Genomic DNA, 22758 nt, shown 5'->3' on the forward strand with positions numbered 1-22758 from the left:
AAATAGTAGTATATAAATTATAAAATTAATACAAACGATTTTGTCAAATCTGAATTTGGTTTATCTTTGGTTTTTCAATGGAAGCAATAAAATTAATAGAATGTCCACGAGATGCCATGCAGGGAATAAAGGCTTTTATTCCAACTGCCAGAAAAGTGTCATACTTACAATCCTTGCTACGGGTAGGTTTCGATACAATTGATTTTGGTAGTTTTGTTTCTCCAAAAGCCATTCCGCAGATGCAAGATACCGCTGAGGTCTTGGCACAACTCGATTTATCTCAAACAAGAAGTAAATTACTAGCTATAATTGCCAATACTAAAGGAGCATTGATAGCTGCGCAACATCAACCAATACACTATTTAGGTTATCCTTTTTCGATTTCAGAAAATTTCCAAATGAGGAATACTCATAAGACCATAGCACAGTCAGTAGTGACTTTGCATGAAATTCTTGAGATTGCCGATAAAAGTAATAAAGAAGTCGTTGCTTATCTTTCGATGGGTTTTGGAAACCCGTATGGAGATCCGTGGAATATGGAAATTGTGGGTGATTGGACTGAAAAGCTTTCGAATATGGGAGTTAAAATCCTCTCCCTTTCAGATACTGTAGGAAGTTCGACTCCAGAAGTTATTAATTATCTATATTCGCATTTAATACCTAAATATCCAAAAATTGAATTTGGTGCTCATTTACACACCACACCCGATAAATGGTTTGAGAAAATTGATGCTGCCTACAATGCCGGATGCCGCAGATTTGATGGTGCAATTCAAGGGTTTGGAGGATGTCCAATGGCCAAAGATGATTTGACGGGTAATATGCCAACGGAGAAATTATTATCTTATTTTACATTTAAAAAAGAAAATACAAACGCGAGTCCGATGAGTTTTGAAAGCGCTTACAATGAGGCGTTGAAATTATTTGGTGAATTTCATTAAATAATAATATAAAAATACTTCCGTTGTTAATAAAGGATAGTAAAACAGATGAAATAAAAAATTATGAATAAATTTTTGGGCATTATAGCCCTAGCTTTTTTTACTTTTTCTTGTTCAAGTGAATTAGATTTTAATCAAATCAACAATATTGAGACTAAACCTGTGATAGTAGCAAATTTGGCTAGTTTTGATATTCAGGCGAATCAATTTGTTAAGGGAGGAATTGAACAAATTCAAACAGGTGATTTAATTAACTTTGAAGTTTTTAATGATAGCTTTTTCAAAACAAACTTGAAAAGAGTGGATTTTTATTTTGAATTTAATAATACAATCAATAGAGCGTATACTATTAATCTCTATTTTCTAGATGATAAAAATTCAATTGTCTATTCGATTCCTTTTGATGTTCCAGCATATTCAGGGGTTCAAAATGTAGTGACTAAAACGGAAGTTTTCCAAGGCGCTAATCTTGATTTGTTAAAAAAAACAGCCAAGATTGCATTTACTGTTACAATGCATCCAGGTCCATTATTGAATGAAAATAGCTTAGGAAATTTAAAATTGCGTTCAAGTGCCACTATTTATTTAAATGCTGAATGAGAAAAATTACATTGTTTTTTGTTTTATTGGTATCGATAGGTTGCATTTCTCAAAATAAACAAATTTTATACAACTTCACTTCAATTCCTCAGTCATTGTTGACTAATCCTGGTTTAGATGTAAAATACATCGGATTTATAGGTATTCCTTTCCTTTCTGGAGTTTCTGCAAACGTAGGTTCAAGTGGTTTTTCGGCCTATGATTTATTTGCTAAAAATGGAGTTGATTTTAACGCCAAATTGCGAAATGTTGTGTTTTCAACTTCAAGGAAAGATAAACTTGCCATAAACGAACAAATAGAAGTTGTAAGTGGTGGATTTAAACTTGGAGATTGGCAATCGGGTTCTTATGTCTCCTTTGGAATGTATCAAGAAATGGATTTATTAGTGTATATGCCAAAAGATTACGCAATAGTTATGTTGGATGGAAATAAGGATTATGTAGGTAAAGTTTTTGATTTTGGGGATTTAAATGCAAGAGGCGAATTGCTATCGGTTTTTCACCTTGGATTCCATAAAAACATAAACGAAAAATTAATTCTTGGTGCTCGAGGAAAGATTTATTCCAGTATTTTCAATATTGAGTCAACTAACAATTCAGGGTATTTTTATACTAAAACGGATGCAAATACTATCTATGAGCAAGTCATATCATCCAATGTTATGGTCAATACTTCAGGTTTTACTAATTATACAGATTACTATTCTGGAAACACAAAAAGCGATATTCTCAAAAAAACATTATTAGGTGGGAATTTAGGATTGGGATTAGATGTTGGACTAACATATTATCCAGAAAAAAACATGCAATTTACTGCAAGTATTTTAGATGTGGGTTTTATAAGACATACTAAAGAAGTTAGGGATTATCGATTTAAAGGATATTATAGGCATCTTGGGTTAACCCCCGATTTTGAACCTGGAAGTTCCGGAAATGGAATATATCAAGATTTTATAAAAGCGATTCCTTTAGATACTCTAAATGTAAAATATACTACTTGGCGGCCTATAAAGTTTAATACTTCTTTTCAATATTCATTTGGTGACGGAAGAAATTCAGAATGTAATTGTCTGGGTAATGAAATTGAATCTAAAAATGCTGTGGGGGCACAACTTTTTGCAATGACAACGCCTAGATCTCCTTTGATGGCTTTAACGGCATATTATAAAAGGCAAATTTTTAAGTCACTAGAAATGAAAGCCACTTATACTTTGGATTCATTTTCGTTGAAAAACATTGGATTGGGATTGTCAACTACCATTGGAAAAGTCAATTTTTATTTCCTAGCTGATAATCTTTTAGAATATAGGGATGTTGCTAAGGCCAATAGTTTGTCATTCCAATTTGGCCTTAATATTATATTCCCAGATAAAAATACTCCTTACTAATCAAATGAATTTTATTTGAATTTCAGCTTTGTGAAAAGCATCAAATAGCGTAATAAAATTCTCTTTAGGAGGGGTGTAAAAAACAACTAATCTTTAAAATTAGGATTGATTTCTTGTTGTTTTTTTTTGGAAAATCATCACCTAGTAATTCTGAAATACCAATTATAAAAACACGAAAACCTGTTGCGGACATAGGGTCAAAAGCCTTACTGAATTTTCTATTTCTAAACGCGAAAGATTGAAATGTTGGATAACAGCTTCTGCTAGATTAAAAAACAGCACCTCAGTTTGGATTATATCACCTAGAACAATTTCTTCGCTGGAGATTTCGATGATTTCATCGTTTCGAATTACTTTGCTATTTAGGTTGGGACAATTTTATTAAATGTCAATAGCATTTCTGTATTTTGATTCTTAGTAAAGTGAGATTCTGCACACTAATGCAATTGCTGCCGATATAAACATACTATTGGCATATTCTTTTATTTAAAAATAAATACTTGTGGCGAATACCAATTAAAGGGACATTGGTTCTTTGAGTAGTAATGTATTTTCAAAAACGATAAATAGTTGAACACTGCTAATTTAATTATTTATAAAATTAATTTATGATGTTTTTCTGCTTAAGTTTAACTATATTTGCACGCAATTTAACTACAACTTCAAATTGCAATGATAGCACATAACTCAAAAATTATCGGCGAAGGTCTAACATACGATGACGTTTTATTAGTTCCCAATTTCTCCAATGTACTTCCTCGAGAAGTGAGTATTAAATCAAAATTTTCAAGAAATATTACCCTGAATGTTCCAATTGTATCTGCTGCGATGGATACTGTTACCGAAAGCGCTATGGCAATTGCTATAGCTCAAGAAGGTGGAATTGGAGTATTGCATAAGAATATGACCATCGAACAACAAGCTGCTAAAATACGTAAAGTAAAAAGAGCAGAATCAGGTATGATAATCGATCCAGTCACTTTGCCATTGAATTCTATCGTTGCCGATGCAAAAAAAGCGATGAAAGAATATGGAATTGGTGGTATTCCGATTGTAAATGAAAATAGAGTTCTTAAAGGAATCGTTACAAATCGTGATTTGCGTTTCGAAAAAAATAATGCCAGACCAATTATTGAAGTAATGACAAGTGAAAACTTGGTTACTGTTGCTGAAGGTACTTCGCTGGAACAAGCCGAAGTAGTTTTGCAAGGATATAAAATTGAAAAACTTCCGGTTATCAATTCGGAAAATAAATTAGTTGGACTAATTACTTTTAGAGATATTACCAAATTAACTCAAAAACCAAATGCCAACAAAGACAAATATGGTCGTTTGCGTGTAGCAGCAGCTATAGGAGTAACAGGGGACGCAGTTGAAAGAGCTGAAGCTTTAGTTAAAGCTGGGGTAGATGCAATTGTAATTGATACTGCTCACGGACATACACAAGGAGTAATCAATGTGTTGAAAGATGTAAAAAGTAAATTTCCTAAAATTGATGTAATTGTTGGGAATATTGCCACTCCAGAAGCGGCAATATTTTTGGTAGAAAATGGTGCTGATGGTGTGAAAGTAGGAATTGGACCTGGTTCAATTTGTACAACACGTATTATTGCAGGAGTTGGTTTTCCTCAGTTTTCGGCAGTTCTTGAAGTTGCAGCAGCATTAAAAGGTACAGGAGTTCCTGTTATTGCCGATGGTGGAATTCGTTATACGGGAGATATTCCTAAAGCGATTGCAGCTGGTGCTGATTGTGTGATGTTGGGTTCACTTCTTGCAGGAACTAAAGAATCTCCGGGGGAAACAATTATTTTCGAAGGAAGAAAATTTAAATCTTACAGAGGAATGGGGTCTGTTGAAGCAATGGAAGGTGGATCAAAAGATCGTTATTTTCAAGATGTGGAAGATGATGTGAAAAAATTAGTTCCAGAAGGAATCGTAGGTCGTGTACCTTATAAAGGAGAATTGGAAGAGAGTATGCAACAATTCATTGGAGGACTTAGAGCAGGAATGGGATATTGCGGATCTAAAGATATTCCAACTTTACAAGAAACAGGACGTTTTGTTCGTATTACTTCAAGCGGAATTACCGAAAGTCACCCACATAATGTGACTATTACTAAAGAAGCACCAAATTATTCAAGATAAATTTTTGCCATTTGGCAGCAATTAAAAAGGCAAAAGTATCGAACTTTTGCCTTTTTTTATGGAACTAAATTTCGAATAACTTAGCCATTAATTTTTTGTCACCTACAATCCAAAGAAGATCATTTTTTTCTAATACAATATTCGATTCCGGATTCAATATCCGATTTCCTTTTCGTTCAATCCCGACAAGCAAACCGCAAGTTCGTTCTCTTAATTTAGATCGTCCTACAGTCTTTCCAATAAACTCCTCATTTTCAAGTTCTATTTGTCTTAATACAATTTCGTGTTCTACTTTTTTAGGCGGTTCAATTTCATTTTGTTCTAAATAGTTGGCAAATTGCTTGACTTGAGCATCAGTTCCAATAACACAAATCTCATCTCCTGGAAATAATCGTTCTGTTTTATTGGGGATTTGTATGGTTATTTCCCCTCGTTTTATATAGGCAATATTAATTCCTAATTCTTCTCGAAGGCGAATATCTCTTAAAGTCTTTCCTGCCAAATTGGATTCTTTTGCTATTTCGAAAGTAGACATGTGCCCATCCCAAGGCATTAGATTAGCATAGCGACGGTCAATTTTTTTTGTTTCCCTATCATTAAGGTTTTTTAAGAAATGACTTTCAATTTTATGGTATTGTTCGTGTAATTTTTTGGGAAAGAAATAATAAATTACCACAGCGACAACCAAAGCAAAAAACGCAATAAAAGGGGAGAAAAAGATATTAAGTAAAAATCCAATGTAAAATACAGCCAGGGCCATTCTGAAAAATATCATCATCAAAACGGGTCCACGGTATTTTCTTTCTTTAAATAAAACTTCAACATCTTTTATAGCAACTCTACGCAAAGATAAAGCCCATAAAAAAGGAGAAATGATAATTAAAGTGATTAGTGCCGCAATAGCATTCCCAAATTTAGAATTTTCTACATAAGGCAATACAAAATTTGAAGAAAGTAAAATAACGGCAATAATTATTGTGGAGTGAATAATAATTTGAGTCATATAGGCTCTTAAGACTACTTGCCATGTACTTACGGAACTTATAGCTTGAGCATTTGTACTGTATCTAGAGATTCTTTTTACCCATTTTCGAGGTAATTTTTTTTCTAAATATTCAGAAAAGGGAATTGCCGCTTTAACCATAAATGGAGTAGTAAAAGTAGTTATAGCTGATACCGCCACAACTATTGGATATAAAAAATCACTGGTCACTTTTAGCGACATTCCTAATGTGGCAATGATAAAGGAAAATTCACCAATTTGTGCCAAACTCATTCCTATTTGAATGGATTGTTTTAACGGTTGACCTGATATTAATGCCCCAATAATCGAACTAATTGATTGACCAAATATGGTAACAAAAGTCAAAAAGAGAACAGGTAAAGCGTAGTCGTACAAGGTTACTGGATTGATTAACATACCAACAGATACGAAAAATACTGCGGCAAATAAATCTTTTACTGGTTTTACCAAATGTTCAATTCGCTCAGCTAGTTTGGTTTCGGCAATGATGGATCCCATAATAAAGGCTCCTAAAGCAGGTGAGAAACCTACGTTTGCTGCTAGGATTACCATCAACAAACATAATGCGATGGAAAGAATTAACAACATTTCATCGGTCAATAAATGCTTTGCTTTTTTTAATAAAGTTGGGATAAAGAAAATACCACCCACAAACCAAGCTGTCAAGAAAAAAATCAGTCTCAGTACAGATTGTAATAATTCTCCACCTGAAAACTGCTGACTGGCGGCCACTGTAGAAAGCAGGACCATCATTAAGATCGCAATAAGATCTTGTACGATTAATGAGCCAATTACAATTCCAGCAAATTTTTGTGCCTTGACACCGAGTTCTTCAAAGGTTTTTACAATTATTGTTGTTGATGAAATAGAAAGAATAACTCCTAAAAACAGGGAGTCCATTTTTCCCCAACCCATCCACTGTCCGGATAAATAACCCAAAATTACCATTGTAAAAATTTGAGTAGTAGCATTGATTGTAGCTGTTCCGCCTACTTTCATTAGTTTCTTAAAACTAAATTCAAGTCCAAGGCTGAATAATAAAAAGATTACACCTATGTCAGCCCAAATTTGTACACTCTTAAGATCTTTTACGGATGGAAAAAAATCAAAATGGTTTCCAGCTAAAAATCCAGCAATTAAATATCCTAAAACAAGAGGTTGTTTTAATTTTTTAAAGATTAATACCGCAATTCCCGCAGTCATAAGTATTAAACCTAAATCGCTAATTAAAGGCTCTAAGTGAGAAGCTGCTACAGGTATAGTTCCGATTAATAGCATAAATTATTGTTTTTTTGACTTGTGTAAAGTACTTAAAAAAGTCCGTTTTTTAAGAGTTTATTTTAAAAATGGACTTTTTAATGTTGAAAATAGAATTTGAATAGTGCGACTTTATTAAATACTATCTAAAGAAGTTATTTGTAAAATGAATTTTATAAACATAGTTAGCACTTGTTCCTTTTTCTATTGTAGTATTGTATATTGCTGTGGAGTAAAATCAGATAAAGAATAAAATTTCATATTATTCTTTTTTATGTATTTGCAAATTAGCTCCAAAGTTTGATTTTTTGTTTGATAATCTCCATTAACAATATTTACGGTTTTGTGGCAATTCAAAATCACTATTTTGTTATTCACCTTTGAATAATCTAATAATTTCAAGAGATAGGGAATGTTAAAATGATTGTGTGTGTCATCTATGCTAAAACTAAAAACTAATCTTTTATTATCGTAGTAACAGCCTTGTTTTTTTGGGTTTGTTTCACAAAATGCACGTCCTCTAATGATTTTAAATTGTTGCAATAAAGCAGCATCAAGCTTTTTGTTCCTGCTTCCATAAGGATATACAAAAGAGGTAACATTGATTCCATAAAAATTCATCAAATCGAGCATCGGATTTATTTCTTGCTGTCTATATTCTTCGATTGAATGATCGCAGATGAAATCAACCGCATTATAATGATTGTATGCGTGACCTGCAATTTCATGTCCTTCTTTTTGTAATTCCTGAAGTTTTTTTAATTCAAAAATTGTTAATGTGTTTATTTTAGAGACGCAAAAAGAAGCTTTCCAAGAATATTTTTTTAGTTTTTGATTCGTTGCATACCACTCATTTATGTAATCGTCATCAAATGATAATACCACGCCTGCAGTATTGGGTTTGAAAACTGTAGTTGGAATTAATATTTCACTAGAAAATAAAATAAAAAAAGTACAAAGTAATACGATTTTCAGAAGGTAATTATTCATAATTACTTTGTACTATATGAGTATTTTATCTATTAAATCCCTAAAAAATTACTAGGAGTAATTTTTATTAATTCTGCTTTAATTTCTGCTGAAACATCAAGGGTTGCAATAAAATCATGTATCGCTTTTTTATCGATAGCTTCATTGGTTCTTGTCAGCCCTTTCAAGGCTTCATAAGGATTTGGATAGGCTTCGCGACGCAAAATAGTTTGAATTGCTTCGGCAACAACGGCCCAGTTTTTTTCTAAATCTTCATGAAATTTAGGTTCGTTCAAAAGTAGTTTATTCAAACCTTTCAATGTAGCTTCAAATGCAATTAATGTATGTCCAATAGGCACTCCTATATTTCTCAAAACAGTACTATCTGTCAAATCACGTTGCAATCTCGACAAGGGCAATTTAGCGGAAAGATGTTCGAAAATTGCGTTGGCAATTCCTAGATTTCCTTCAGAATTTTCAAAATCAATAGGATTTACTTTGTGTGGCATTGCTGAAGAACCAATTTCTCCAGCTTTTATTTTTTGTTTGAAATATTCCATTGAAACATAAGTCCAAATGTCTCGGTCTAAATCAATAATAATAGTGTTGATTCTTTTTAATGCGTCAAAAAAAGCAGCAAAATGATCGTAATGTTCAATTTGTGTGGTAGGGAAGGAGTGATGTAAACCTAGGTTTTCTTCAACAAAATCACGTCCAAATTTTCTCCAATCAATTTGTGGATAAGCCACGTGATGCGCATTATAATTTCCGGTAGCACCACCAAATTTTGCTGCAAACGGGATATTGAATAACAAACGCATTTGTTCTTCTAAACGTTCCACAAAAACTCCAATTTCTTTGCCTAAACGTGTTGGTGAAGCAGGTTGACCATGCGTTCTAGCTAACATTGGAATATCGCGCCATTCGATGCTTAAATCTTTTAATTTTGAAGTTAAAGTGATTAATGATGGCATATATACCTTCTCGAAAGCGTCTTTTGTAGAAAGAGGTATGGCGGTATTGTTGATGTCTTGAGAGGTTAATCCAAAATGGATGAATTCTTTATATTGTGATAAACCCAATTTTTCAAAAGCGTCTTTGATAAAATATTCTACGGCTTTTACATCGTGGTTGGTTACTTTTTCTGTTTCTTTTATCCAAAGAGCATCTTCGGTAGAAAAGTTTTTATAGATATCACGTAAACTGTCAAATAGGTTTGGGTTTACGTCTTTTAATTGTGGTAAAGGAATTTCGCAAAGTGTAATGAAATATTCAATTTCAACTAATACTCTGTATTTGATTAAAGCTTCTTCAGAGAAATAGTTAGAAAGTGAACTGGTTTTGCTTCTGTATCTTCCGTCAATTGGTGAAACCGCATTTAATTCGTTTAAACTTGTCATTGTTGTTGTGTTTTTAGAAAGCGCAAATATATAGATTTCAGATTTTAGATTTCAGATTTCAGATTTAAAAATTGCTTTTGTTTTTGAAATTGCTATTGAAAATGCTATTGAAATTGCCAATGCATTTGCTATTTCATTTTTTCAAGGTCTTTTCTAACAATTTTCATTCCTTCTGAGCCAGTAGTAGCAATGATTTTAATGTCGTTAGGTAAATCATAAATTGTAGCGGGTTTGGGGTCAATGTAATAAACGGGCACGTTTGGTTTCGAAAAATTTATCAAACTTGCAGCAGGATAAACTTGGAGTGATGTCCCAATAATTATCAGGATATCGGCATTTTCTACAATGCTTATGGCTTCTTCTAAGGCAGGAACTTCTTCACCAAACCAAACAATATGGGGCCGTAATTGGTTACCAATACTATCTAAATCTCCAAAATTTAAATCCGATTCCCAGTCTAGAATATAATTGGTGATTTTGGTACTTCTAACTTTTAATAATTCACCATGCAGATGCAATACACTTGTACTTCCTGACTTTTCATGTAGATTATCAACGTTTTGAGTGATAATTTGCACTTCAAAATCATTTTCCAATTCCGCTAATATTTGATGTCCTAAATTAGGTTGTACTTCAAGTAATTGTTTGCGTCTTTGATTGTAAAAGTCAAGGACTAATGCTGGATTTTTATACCAACCTTCAGGAGTGGCCACATCCAATACATTATGACCTTCCCAAAGCCCATCGGCATCACGAAAGGTTTTAATGCCACTTTCGGCACTTATTCCTGCTCCAGTTAAAACAACAAGTTTCTTTTTCATGGGGACCAATTTAGTAGTAAAACAAGTTATGAAAGTAATAAAAAAATAGTGACGTATTTTAAAATTATATAAAAATAAGGAATGTGAAGTTAATTTGTTTAAAATTAACTTCACATTCCTTATTTTGACTTTATGTCTTTGAAACTATCGATCACTTAATAAAACTATTTTTCGAGTAGTAATGGTTTGTCAGTAATCTTGAATCGACCACTTTGAATGTCATTAGAACCATCTGGCTGTTTTCCTCCGACAGAGACAGTAAACCATCCCGGTTCTACGATACGTTGGTTTTTATTATTTATTAAAGAGAGCTGTCTTGGATTGATTTTAAAGTGAACCGTTTTTGTTTCGCCTTTTTTTAGATTAATACGTTCAAAACCTTCTAATTGACAAGTTGGGCGAGGAGTAGATGCTTTTTCGTCTTTTAGATACAATTCAGCTACCTCATCTCCGTCACGGTCACCTATATTGGTTACGTCAACCAATACTTCAAAAGCTTTTTCAGTACTAATATCAGTAGGGATTTGTAGGTTACTGTATTTGAATTTGGTGTAACTCAAACCAAATCCAAATGGGTATAGCGGTTTTTTATCGAAATAACGATAGGTACGACCTTTCATATCATAGTTTTCGAAATCAGGAAGCTGATCTACTGATTTGTAGTAAGTAACAGGCAGTCGCCCTGCTGGATTGTAGTCGCCAAAAAGTACATCAGCAATGGCATTACCTCCTTGTTGCCCCGGATATCCAGAAGTTAGAATGGCAGGAACATTATCATTTGCCCAATTTATGGAGAGTGCACTTCCGTTTATTAAGACTAAAATAACTGGTTTTCCTGTTGCTACCATGGCTTTCATTAGTTCTATTTGATTAGAAGGTAAGTCAAGGCTTGTGCGGTCTCCACCTTCAAAACCTTCCGCTTCTACTTTCATTTCCTCACCTTCCAAACGTTCGTTTAATCCCAAAACTAGAACTATCGCATCCGCTTGATTAGCAACTTGAACAGCTTCTTGTAATACGTTTTCTTCTGGTTCAGCCCACAATAGTTGCGCTATAGCATTGCCATAGTAGTTTTGGTATTTAACCTCTATTTTGTATTTTTTACCAGCTTCTAGCTCCATTTTTTGTGGACGAATTCTTGGGGCATGATTGTTTTTTCCTCCAGAAGTTTTGCCGCCTTCAATTTCAATAGTCATAAAAGGTTTTGACCATTCCGAAATGTTGTATGTTCCAGTTTTTGGTGGAACAAGAAAACCAGTCCATTTAACGCTGTAGCTTCCCATTTTCATACGAGGATCTGGAGTATCAATATCCCAATTAAAATCAATATTGTCATCAATACGGGTAAAAAGAGGTTTTCCTTCGCATTTAGCATTGTCAAAGTATTTTGCTGTTACCCCTTGTGTGCCGTTTTCATTTTGAAAATAGAACGATGGAATAACTTTCATTTCGGGAACCCCTTTGGCAAGATCGGTTCCCTTAGCATAAAGCACTTTGGCATTCGGTTCCAATTTGTTTTGAATCCCTTTTAACACAGTTATTGGATTGCTGGGAGTACCACTGTAATTTCCCCATAAAGATTGTACATCATTGGCATTAGGACCTATTACGGCAATAGTTTTGATGTTTTTAGAAAGAGGTAGAGTTTGGTTTCGGTTTTTCAACAACACAATGCTTTTTTGGGAAGCCACACGAGCTAGATAGTCGTGAGCGGAGTTGTTGTTTAATGAATAAGGAATTTGGGCGTAGGGAACAATCTCATCTGGGTCAAACATGCCTAGTTTGAAACGAGCTGTAAACAAACGTTTTACGGCGACATCAATTTCGGCTTCGGTAATCAAATTGCGAGTAACGGCTTCTTTTAGTGATTTGAAAGTGCTTCCACACTCTAAATCTAAACCATATTTTATAGCCAAAGCCGAAGCTGTTGCTGCGTCGTTAGTAATTTTGTGTTGTTTCCAAATGTCGGCGACAGCACCACAATCGGATACAATATAACCATTAAATCCCCAATCGTTTCTGAGTATATTGAATAAAAATGGGCTTGCACTTGCAGATTCTCCTCGAAAGCGATTATAAGCTCCCATTACAGAATAAACATGTCCTTCTTTTATTAATGTACGGAAAGCAGGTAGATAGGTTTCATATAAATCAATATCACTTGTTTCTGCATTAAATTCATGGCGGGAGGGTTCGGGTCCCGAGTGAACAGCATAATGTTTTGCAGTAGCAATTACTTTAAAGTATTTCTCATTAGTACCTTGAAGACCAGTTACATAGTTAAGTCCTAATTGTCCTGTTAGGTAAGGATCTTCACCATACGTTTCATGACCACGACCCCAGCGAGGGTCACGGAAAATATTAACATTAGGAGACCAGAACGTCAATCCTTGATACATACCGTGTTGTCCGCGCCTTAGATATTCGTGATGTTTGGCACGAGCTTCATCAGAAATAGCATTGGCAACATCAAAAATTAATTGACGATCCCAAGCGGATGCTATAGAAATAGATTGTGGAAAAACGGTTGCGTAACCTGCTCGAGCAACACCATGTAGAGATTCGTTCCACCAATTGTATTCTGGAATACCAAGACGTTCAATGGCGGGTGAATCATTCATCAATTGGCTTATTTTTTCGTCTACGGTCAGCTTTGATAGTAAGTCATTTACTCGCTGTTCAATAGGTAAATCAGGATTTTTAAACGATAAATTGGGCTGTGCAAATGCGGTTATTGTAAATAGGTTTATGATAAACAATAAAGATTTTATTTTTTTCATTGAGTTTTTGGAAATTAATATTTTAGGTTGAACTTTTTTAGCAACATTTGGTAATCTGAAAATTTTTTTACTTACTTGATTACAAACAAAACAAAATTAGTTGTTTTAAGTCTCATTTTGTTGGGGTAAATTGCTATTTGTAGGTTGTCGTAAAGCTTGTTGTTAAGTTTTGATTTTTTTTTGATTTTAGAACTGGGGACAAAATGCTATTTAAGAAGGGGTATTTGGCTAGAAAGAGCTGTATTATTAGGTTCGGACAGGAATTTTGATACTTTTGTAATTAGAATGAGTTTTAAAAAATAAATTTTGAAAAGAACTATAATTGTTGCTTTTTTTTGTCTGATTTTCGAATTGTGTTTTGCTCAACCCTTTGGGGTTTTAAAACATTTTTCGCATGATGTAAAGTTAAGTCAGTCCCATATTTTAGATATTCAACAGGATTCGAAAGGATTTATTTGGATGGGTACTTATAACGGACTGATTAGATATGATGGAAATGCTTTTCAGAATTTTGAGGTAGTACAAAGAGGAAGTTTGAATCTATCGTCTAATCGTGTTTCTAGTTTTCAATTTGATAAAAGTGGACGAATCTGGATTAAGTCCGAAAAAGAGGAGGTTTATTATTTTGATACCCAAAATCTAAGTTTTCATTATCCTTTAGGTGGGCAATCTAAAGAGCAGTCTAATGTTTCTTTTAAACAGTTTAAACTCGTGTCTTCCGGCAGAGTATGGCTGTTTCCTGAAAATAAAAATTACTTATTTGTTCTAGAAACCAATAATAATAAAAGACAAATTATTTTTGATTCGGCTAAACTTCGTGGCAGTAAAATTAAAGATGTATTTGAAGACTCTATGGGTACTACATGGTTTTTGACCGATTTAGGTATCTGTAAGTTAAAAAAAGAAACTGATAAACCTGAGTATTTCTTTTTTAATATGACCAGACTTTCTGGGAAATCGTATTCATTTAATACCATCACCGAAATAAATGACGAATTATGGTTTGGAGGAGCTAACGGTAAACTAAGCCGTTATTCCAAAAAGTCTAGTACATTTTTTGATGTGCAATTTGGAATCAATTCGGATATTGTTAAAATTAAGTATGTCACTGCTGGTAAAGTGCTCCTTGTTACCAGCACAGAAGGTATTTGTTATTATGATTTAAAATCTGGTAAAATAGATGTTTATAATAGTAAAACAGTAGCAGGATTTCCTAATGGAAACATTAATTATATGGGGTTGACCCATTCGAGATATTTTTGGTTTGAAACCGCGGCTTCAGGGGTTTATAAATTTGATTTGGTTGCCAAAAAGTTAAAACACCTACACGCTGATTCCACTGATCCTACTATAGCTAGTGGAGATAGAAAGACTTTTTTACTGACCGCTCCTAATGGAACAGTTTGGGTTCAATCAAAAGGAGGAGCATTGGCTTATTGGGATAAGCAACAGGACAAGTTATATTCTATTTCGCACTATATGAAAGATTCTTCAGTAGAGGTTTCTGATGTGATGCATACAGCAACATTTGATAAATTGGGAAATTTATGGTTTTGCTCTTATAGAAAAGGATTGGATTTAATGATTTTTGACAACAATAATTTTTCAGCATTAAAGTTAGACTCAACACAGGAGATAAAAAAAAATAATGTCAGAAGTTTAATGGAAGATAAGAACGGAAATCTATGGGTAGCTTGTCGTTCTGAGAAAATAACCTTGTTGGATTCCAGGAAAAATAAAATAGGGATGTTAGGGGCGGATGGCACTTTATCTGCCAACAGTCCAGGATGGGGAGCTGATATTTACCACATGCTACAAGACAAAAGCGGTAGAATCTGGCTGGGAACAAGAGGAAACGGATTATTTTGTTTGATACCAAGTGAACGACCTTTTAATTATAAGGTAATCCATTATAAATATAATGAGTTGGATCATTACAGTATTAGTGCAAATGATATTTATAAAATTTATCAGGCGGCTTCAGGTAAGATTTATTTGGCTACTTGGGGAGGGGGTGTAAATCTTATTCAGGAGTCAAATAATGGAATTCGTTTTGTTAATTATCGAAACGAATGGAAAAATTACCCTATAAAATCGGCTGATAGAGTTCGTTCTATTGTTGAAAACAAGGAGCATCAATTGTTTTTTATTTCTTCTTATAAGTTGTTCTCTTTTTCTGGAGGAAACAAAGCTGCGGGAAAATTAGAGTTTAAAGAGTTTCCTCAGGTTACGGGTAATGATATCTTAGATATTCTGGTGACTTCAAAAGACAAATTAGTTTTGGCAACTAATGGAAAGGGGATGTTATTGGTAGATTGGAATAAAAAAGAGGAACCAAAGATTCAGTCCTTTGGTGAAAAGACTATTGGTTTCCCTATTAATGAAGTTGTAGCCATGCAAGAGGATAAGTCAGGTAAAATATGGCTAATGGGGGACAATCAGTTGGTACGTTTTGATCTCCAGAAAAATACAGCCGAAACCTTTCCTGAATTAAAATTACTTATAGGCAATGAAATTTTTTCAGAAGCTACAAAATGTCGTCTTGCTAATGGTGAAATTGTCGTGGGTTATTCGAATGGTGCCATTTGTTTCAGACCTGAAAAAATTGAGCCTTTTACATTTAAACCCTATTTGGCAATAACTGGATTTGCGGTTAATAATAGAGAATTAAATGAAATAAATCCAGAAACGCCCAGTAATCCAGATTTACTTAAAGAAGTTATTTTAGAGCATAACCAGAATTTCTTTAGGGTTCAATTTTCAGCGCTAGATTACATTAATAATGATAATATTATTTATCGCTATAAATTGGAAGGTATTGATAGGCAATGGAACTATATCAAAGGAGGGCAGTCAATTAATTATACCAATTTAACTAGAGGTAAATATACCCTTTTGATAGCATCTACTAACAATCATAATTTGTGGATGAATAATGAGCGAAAAATAAAGATCACGATTCTGCCCTCAATTTGGTGGACCAATATGGCTTTTGTTTTTTATGCTTTGTTAGCTGTTGGTCTGTTTTTGTTAATTCGACGCACTATTATGACAATTTTGAAATTACGAAATGATGTACAAATACAGAATCAAGTGTCTGAATTAAAGTTGAAATTTTTTACTGATATTTCACATGAAATAAGAACCCCACTTACTATGATTACAGCGCCATTGGAGAAAATGATCTCGGATAGTACTATCTCAGAATCAGTGAAAATTCAGCTTCAAGGTATTGAAAGGAATAGTAATCGATTATTAAATTTAGTAAATCAGATTTTGGATTTAAGGAGAATCCAAAATAGAAAATTGGAAATTAAAGCAATTGATTTAGGCGAATTTACTACCAAGGTATGTGAAAATTTTAAAGAAATAAGTCTACAAAGTAAGATTCGTTTGGAGTTAAATATAAATGCTTCATCACCGGTTATATGGGCTGATGCGGATAGTCTTGATAAAATTTTGGTTAATCTTATTTCAAATGCTTTTAAGTATTGTCATAAGGGAGATACGGTAGAAGTGCTAGTGGAAGAATCTGAAAAACAAGTTGTATTAAAGGTTAACGATAATGGTCCTGGTATTAATCCTGTTGTTAAAAAGAGACTGTTCATACGCTTTTCTAATTACAATGAAAATCCAAACAATCCCAGTACAGGTATTGGGCTTTCTATTGTCAAAGATTTAGTCGAAAAACATAACGCAAGCATTGTAGTTGATAGTGTGCCAGGCAAAGGAAGTAGTTTTCAACTTTGCTTTTTAAAAGGTAATAACCATTTTAATGATGATGAAGCTATTTTATTTGAAGAATCCGATGACTATTTAGAGGAGGATATTATAACAATCGAAAACCAGCCGGTCATAGCAATAGAAGAAGAAATTAGAGAAGGCAAGCCAGTTGGCTTGATTGTAGAAGACGATCCAGGATTGAGGAATTTTATTGTTTCTGTACTGGAGGAGGAATATACTATTTATGTGGCAGAAAATGGTGTTGAAGGACATTTAAAAGCAGAAAGTTTATCGCCGAATTTTATTATTAGTGACATTATGATGCCTCAAATGGACGGTATAGAAATGCTCAAGTTAATTAGAAATAACATTGCCACTAGTCACATTCCGGTCATTTTGCTTAGTGCAAAAACAGCTATTGAAAGTAAATTGGAAGGTATGGAATACGGAGCTGATGATTATCTTACCAAACCGTTTAATGTAAGTTTTTTAAAGGCAAGGGTAAAGAATGTTTTGGAACAACGCTTGCGCCTTCAGCATTTGTATTCTTCGGGTAATATTATTGAAATTTCGGAAAAAGAGCCCTTGCCAATTTCTCATAAGGATCATAAGTTTATGTTTCAAGTGATTCAATTTGTGAAGGTTAATATGTCTAAGTCAGATTTTTCAGTTGAGGAATTAGGAAAATTAATGTATATGTCACGGGCTAGTTTCTTTAATAAGCTTAAAAATATAACAGGGGTTTCTCCGGTCGTATTTATTCGTGATATGCGATTGAATGCGGCTGCAGAGCTGATTAAAAATGAAGATATGTTGATAAAGGAAATTTGTTTTGAAGTAGGTTTTAACGATTTGAAATATTTTGGAAAATGTTTTAAAACAAAATTCAATGCTACTCCAGCTGAATATCGCCAATTGCATCGCTAGATGGAGAACCCCTATTTTTTCAAACTGTATATCCGAATCGATTAGAACTAATAATAGTTTGAAGGTAATTTATTCTTGCCATTTGTCACGGTAGAAGCGTCTCAAAGCACGAGAGAGCAACATAATTTAGACGCTTCCAGCGTGACAAATGGAGTAGTTTATCAATTGCTGTTGGAACAAATAGTAATTTTTTTCGGGGATTGACACTTTTACAGGGACTTTTCGTCCCTGTTTTTTTTTGTGCGAGAATGAAATTTGGCCTTTTTCTGTGTTGTTCCAAAAATGTAGTATAAACTAGCTTGTGTTAACGCGACTTGAGTTTATTTCCGGAGTTTCTAGTTTTCTTTAAATTTTCCTATAGTGAAAAAAAACCCCCTATTATTTATTGATTCATCAATTTATTAGTAGATAAATTAGCAATTACCCCCTTATTGAAAAGCGATTTTTACTCCATATTAGGATGCCATATATCTAGTTTTGTGACTCAACCAAAAGTCTCAAAAGGACTTTATTAACTAACTAAAAATAAGCTTATGAAACAAATTAACACTTTCGTCCTGCCATTTGTTGGGATGTACACAGTGTCTTGCAACCAAAGTAATGAATTGATGGAATCATCTCAGTCATCAGATCTTCTTAATGAATTTCAATTTTTAAATTGTTTAGTATGAAAAAGATAATAAATCTTATTCTTGGGAGTGGACTGCTACTTTTATTGGTGACTGGCTGTAGCAAAGATGAAATAAAATACAACACTTCGGTGGTGAGAAATAATTCACTTCAGTTGAATGGACAACCTTTTAAAACAAATGTGGGTATTTCAACCTTATGCCTTTTTGTTTATAACGATAACGGCGATTATTTTGGGAACTATAGTTCGCTCTATCGTTTTGCTCTCGACAATGGGAAGTACACTTTCATGGCATCCGATATTCCAGCTCAAATGGTCACGTCTCCAGTCAATCTAAAGGATTTAGTTGTTCCGCAATTAGTTTCTGCCGATCAAAAGGTAAACTTATCGGCTGCTACTTCGTACAACTCACCATTTGCGGATACTCTTAAAATGAACATTCTAACAAGAACTGGGACATTGCGTTTGAAAGCAAAAGACATTGTGGCAGATCCAAGTTATTCTATTATTAAAACTACAGTATTTGTAAAACGAACTGGATACAAAGCCTTTGACGAAAGTTTTATACAAGGAGATATGTATGTTTTTAAATCTAAGAAAACAACCTCTGGTGGAGTAAATTATTTAGACGATTTTATTGTATTCCAAACGGACGATGCAGCAAATAATGTTCGTGTCAAAATTGAGTTTATGGATGCGAATTCCGTTGTTGTCAAAACAAAAGAGTTTGCGGGGACTTTTCCAATTTTGCCAAACGGAGTTACCAATGTTGATTTTAACTTGAATGATCCTGACACACCAATTATTAAAGATTATGTGGTGACTATTAATGGGGTAATAGCGACAAAATAAATAAAATCTAATGATGAACAGATTTAAAAAAAAATCTAAATAATATAATAAATATGACGATAAAAAAACATATCGTGAGCATTTTAACCCTCTTGTTATTAACGGCTAGTGGTTATGCTCAGAAACTTGTCACCGTAACAGGTGTAGTACGTGATAAAATGGGTTCGATTCCGGGTGCAACAATTATAGTAAAAAACGAAAAATCGAGTACTTTCAGCGATTTAGACGGTAAATTTTCTATAAAGGTAAGTGACCCAAACACAGCTGTTTTGGTGGTGAAATATGTGGGTATGGAAGACTTGACAATGCCTTTAAAAGGGCGTACTTCCGGTATTGAAATCCTGATGAAAGAATCTCTCAGTGAATTGAATGAAGTTGTGGTTATTGGTTATGGTTCTGTAAAACGCGGAAACATAACAGGAGCCGTTTCTAGTATAAAAGGTTCGGTACTAGAAAAAGTGCCAACTAGTTCTGTAGCTGAAGCATTGGTGGGTAGATTACCAGGGGTTCAGATAACTTCAAACGATGGTTCGCCAGGGGCTGAAATACAGATTCGAGTTCGTGGTGGTGGATCGATCACTCAAGATAATTCGCCTTTGATTTTGGTGGATGGTTTTGAGGTGGCTACTCTAAATGATGTTCCGCCAACCGATATAGAATCGGTAGAAGTCCTAAAAGATGCCGCAGCAACAGCTATATATGGTGCTCGAGGTGCTAATGGAGTTGTTTTGGTAACTACAAAGAAACCTAAAGCAGGTCAAGTTTCGGTGTATATAAATAGTTATATGCAAATGAAAACCTTGTCGAATCATTTGGACGTAATGGATCCTTATGAATATACGATGATGCAATATGAGTCCGAAAGACAAAAATCGTCTAATCCAACGGCTTTTTTTAATCGCTATGGTCATGCTAATGAATTGTATATTTATCAAGGCAATAAGGGAACTGATTGGCAGGATGAAATCTTTGGTACTAATCCAATTGCTAAATACCTTGATTTTAGTATAAATGGAGGTACTGAAAAAACAAAGTACAAATTTGCTGTTGTGAATCAAGATCAACCTGGAGTATTGGTAGGGACTGGTTTGAAACAAACCAACATTAACTTTGCATTGAATACTAATTTATCTGATAAATTTACTTTTGAATTACAATCTCGTTTTACAGATCAAACTATATCAGGTTCTGGTACAGAAGGGGTTAGTTTGTTAGATGCGATACGTCAAGCGCCAACTCTTGGTTTGCAAGATTACATGGTATTGCCAGACGATCATACTTATTTTGATCCTGAAGATTATACACCTGTTACACGTTTCAATCCAATAGAAGCAGCTCAAAAGAATTATCGCGATCGTGTTTCGCGTACCTTTAACACTGTTGGGGCATTAACTTGGAATATTAAAAAAGGTTTAAGTTTTCGTAGTTCCTTTGGGTTTCAATACCAATATTCAGAAGACGGTCGTTTCTTTGGTACAGGTACAGGCACAGCAAATGCCAATGGTAATCTTCCAGTAGTATCTTGGGGAATGACTCAAAGTCCTCGTTGGCAATTGAGTAATGTATTGAATTATAATTTTAAAATACATTCGCTTCATGATATTCAATTGATGGTTGGTCAAGAAATGAAGGATCAGAGTAGTGTTAATAAAACCTATACCACTCGTTATTTTCCTGAAACTATAACGGGAGAAAAAGCAATATCTAATCTTGCTTTGGGAACACCTTTAACAAACAATTCTGTCGAAGGTTCTCCAAATCGAATTTCATCCTTCTTTGGTCGTGCAAGTTATGGTTATGATGATCGATATCTTGCCGCTTTTACAATTCGCGCCGATGGTTCAACACAGTTTGGTCCTTCTAATCGTTGGGGAGTATTTCCTTCCGCTTCATTTGCGTGGAGAATGTCTAATGAAGCCTTTTTAAAGGATAGTAAAACCGTTTCGAATTTGAAACTTCGTTTGAGTTATGGAGTTTCTGGTAATGATAGAATTAGTAGCGATCTATATGCTAAATATTATGGCGTTTCTCAAAACAAATCAGTAGGTTGGGGAGAAACTAGTAATAACTATTATAATTTTTATAATGCTACTTTTTTGACTAATCCTAATATAAAATGGGAATCAACTTATACTACAAACTTTGGTGTTGATTTTGGTTTCTTTAAGGAACGTCTTACAGGTACTCTTGAAGTTTATAAAAATACAGTAAAAGATTTGTTAGTGCCTTCTGATATTCCTGGAACATCTGGTTTTAGTAAAATTATGACCAATGTAGGTCAAACCTCTAATAAAGGAATTGAGCTTGGTCTTAATGGTACTGTAGTTCAGGGCAAAGATAGCAATGATTTTCAATTGGATTTAAACTTCAATATTGGATTTAACAAAAACAAAATTGATGCACTTTCAAGTGGAGAAAATGAATGGATTCTTAGTTCAGGATGGGCTGGAACACAATTGCTAAACGATGATGATTACCGTGCTTATGTTGGCGGAGCAAAAGGATTGATTTACGGTTTTGTAAATGATGGTTTTTATAAAGTAGATGATTTCTTACCATTAGATCCAATTACTAAAGTGTGGAAACTAAAAGACGGTATTGCCAACTCAGTAAACTTGGCAGGCGCTCCACGCCCAGGAAATCCTAAATTCAAAAAATTAACTCCTGTTGATGCATCAGATTCCAATACGTATGTAATTGGTGCAAATGACAGACAAGTGATTGGTAATACTAATCCGAAGTTTTCAGGAGGTTTTGGATTTAATGCCATTTGGAAAGGTTTTGATTTATCTACCTTTTTCAACTTTGTGTATGGTTTTGATGTTTATAATGCCAACAAAATCATGATGACTTCTTGGTATTCAAATACCCAAAATAATTTAGGAATGGAAGTGTCATTGGAGAATCGTTGGAGAAATTTTGATGATATGGGGAACGATTTACGTTACTCTCCAGAGCTTTTAGCCGATTTCAATAAGAATGCTACTATCTGGAATCCAACCACAGTTGGTCGTCCTATAGCTGAGTCCTATGCCATTGAAGATGGTTCGTTTTTACGATTGAATACACTTACTCTAGGATATACAATTCCGAAATCATTAACTAAGAAACTAGTATTTAATAGAGTTCGTGTGTATGCAACTGGGTCCAATTTGTTTATTTCGACTAATTACTCAGGTTACGACCCAGAAGTTAATTTATCAACTGGATTAACACCTAACATTGATTATAATGCGTATCCAAGAACAAGAAATTACACTTTTGGAGCTCAATTATCATTTTAATTTTAAATCTTAAAAC

At 34.0% G+C, this 22758-nt stretch carries 12 protein-coding genes; 7 read left to right on the forward strand and 5 right to left on the reverse strand.

Going from position 1 to position 22758, the window contains the following annotated elements:
* Positions 1-77 precede the first annotated feature (77 nt).
* From E0F76_RS06255 to guaB, 4 genes are all read left to right on the forward strand, one after another.
* Positions 78-941 carry a hydroxymethylglutaryl-CoA lyase gene (locus E0F76_RS06255; protein WP_132002917.1) on the forward strand — a complete coding sequence of 288 codons (864 nt, stop codon included), beginning with the start codon at positions 78-80 and terminating at the stop codon, positions 939-941.
* A gap of 63 nt (positions 942-1004) precedes the next feature.
* Complete coding sequence (locus E0F76_RS06260; protein WP_132002920.1) at positions 1005-1541, forward strand: hypothetical protein; 537 nt, start codon at positions 1005-1007, stop codon at positions 1539-1541.
* Positions 1538-2929 carry a DUF5723 family protein gene (locus E0F76_RS06265; RefSeq protein ID WP_132002923.1) on the forward strand — a complete coding sequence of 464 codons (1392 nt, stop codon included), beginning with the start codon at positions 1538-1540 and terminating at the stop codon, positions 2927-2929. The genes E0F76_RS06260 and E0F76_RS06265 overlap by 4 nt, the downstream gene beginning before the upstream one ends.
* 672 nt (positions 2930-3601) lie before the next feature.
* Positions 3602-5074 carry an IMP dehydrogenase gene (guaB, locus tag E0F76_RS06270; protein ID WP_132002926.1) on the forward strand — a complete coding sequence of 491 codons (1473 nt, stop codon included), beginning with the start codon at positions 3602-3604 and terminating at the stop codon, positions 5072-5074.
* Between the two features lie 64 nt (positions 5075-5138).
* Here the strand turns inward: guaB and E0F76_RS06275 are convergent, their stop codons facing one another.
* From E0F76_RS06275 to E0F76_RS06295, 5 genes are all read right to left on the reverse strand, one after another.
* Positions 5139-7376: a cation:proton antiporter domain-containing protein gene (locus E0F76_RS06275; RefSeq protein WP_132002929.1), complete on the reverse strand. Its 2238-nt coding sequence runs from the start codon at positions 7374-7376 to the stop codon at positions 5139-5141.
* 183 nt (positions 7377-7559) lie between these two features.
* Entirely contained in the window at positions 7560-8345 is a 786-nt protein-coding gene (locus tag E0F76_RS06280) for a polysaccharide deacetylase family protein (RefSeq protein WP_132002932.1), read from the reverse strand.
* Positions 8346-8377: 32 nt separating this feature from the next.
* Positions 8378-9724: an adenylosuccinate lyase gene (gene purB / locus E0F76_RS06285; protein WP_132002935.1), complete on the reverse strand. Its 1347-nt coding sequence runs from the start codon at positions 9722-9724 to the stop codon at positions 8378-8380.
* 128 nt (positions 9725-9852) lie between these two features.
* Positions 9853-10545 (reverse strand): SIR2 family NAD-dependent protein deacylase, encoded by a 693-nt coding sequence (locus tag E0F76_RS06290; protein WP_132002938.1) that lies wholly within the window; start codon positions 10543-10545, stop codon positions 9853-9855.
* Positions 10546-10709: 164 nt separating this feature from the next.
* On the reverse strand, positions 10710-13325 hold the full coding sequence (locus E0F76_RS06295; RefSeq protein ID WP_132002941.1) for a glycoside hydrolase family 3 C-terminal domain-containing protein: 2616 nt from the start codon (positions 13323-13325) through the stop codon (positions 10710-10712).
* 306 nt (positions 13326-13631) lie between these two features.
* Here E0F76_RS06295 and E0F76_RS06300 point away from each other — a divergent pair, with 306 nt between their 5' ends.
* The 3 genes from E0F76_RS06300 (at position 13632) to E0F76_RS06310 (ending at position 22742) form a co-directional block, all read left to right on the forward strand.
* Positions 13632-17975, forward strand: coding sequence for a hybrid sensor histidine kinase/response regulator transcription factor (locus tag E0F76_RS06300; protein ID WP_132002944.1), 4344 nt, complete (start codon positions 13632-13634; stop codon positions 17973-17975).
* 667 nt (positions 17976-18642) lie between these two features.
* Positions 18643-19458, forward strand: a complete 816-nt coding sequence (locus tag E0F76_RS06305) for a hypothetical protein (protein WP_132002947.1) — start codon at positions 18643-18645, stop codon at positions 19456-19458.
* 53 nt (positions 19459-19511) lie between these two features.
* Positions 19512-22742: a SusC/RagA family TonB-linked outer membrane protein gene (locus tag E0F76_RS06310; protein WP_132002950.1), complete on the forward strand. Its 3231-nt coding sequence runs from the start codon at positions 19512-19514 to the stop codon at positions 22740-22742.
* Positions 22743-22758: the final 16 nt, after the last annotated feature.

The sequence above is a fragment of the Flavobacterium cellulosilyticum genome (genome assembly GCF_004349355.1).
GTDB lineage: Bacteria > Bacteroidota > Bacteroidia > Flavobacteriales > Flavobacteriaceae > Flavobacterium > Flavobacterium cellulosilyticum.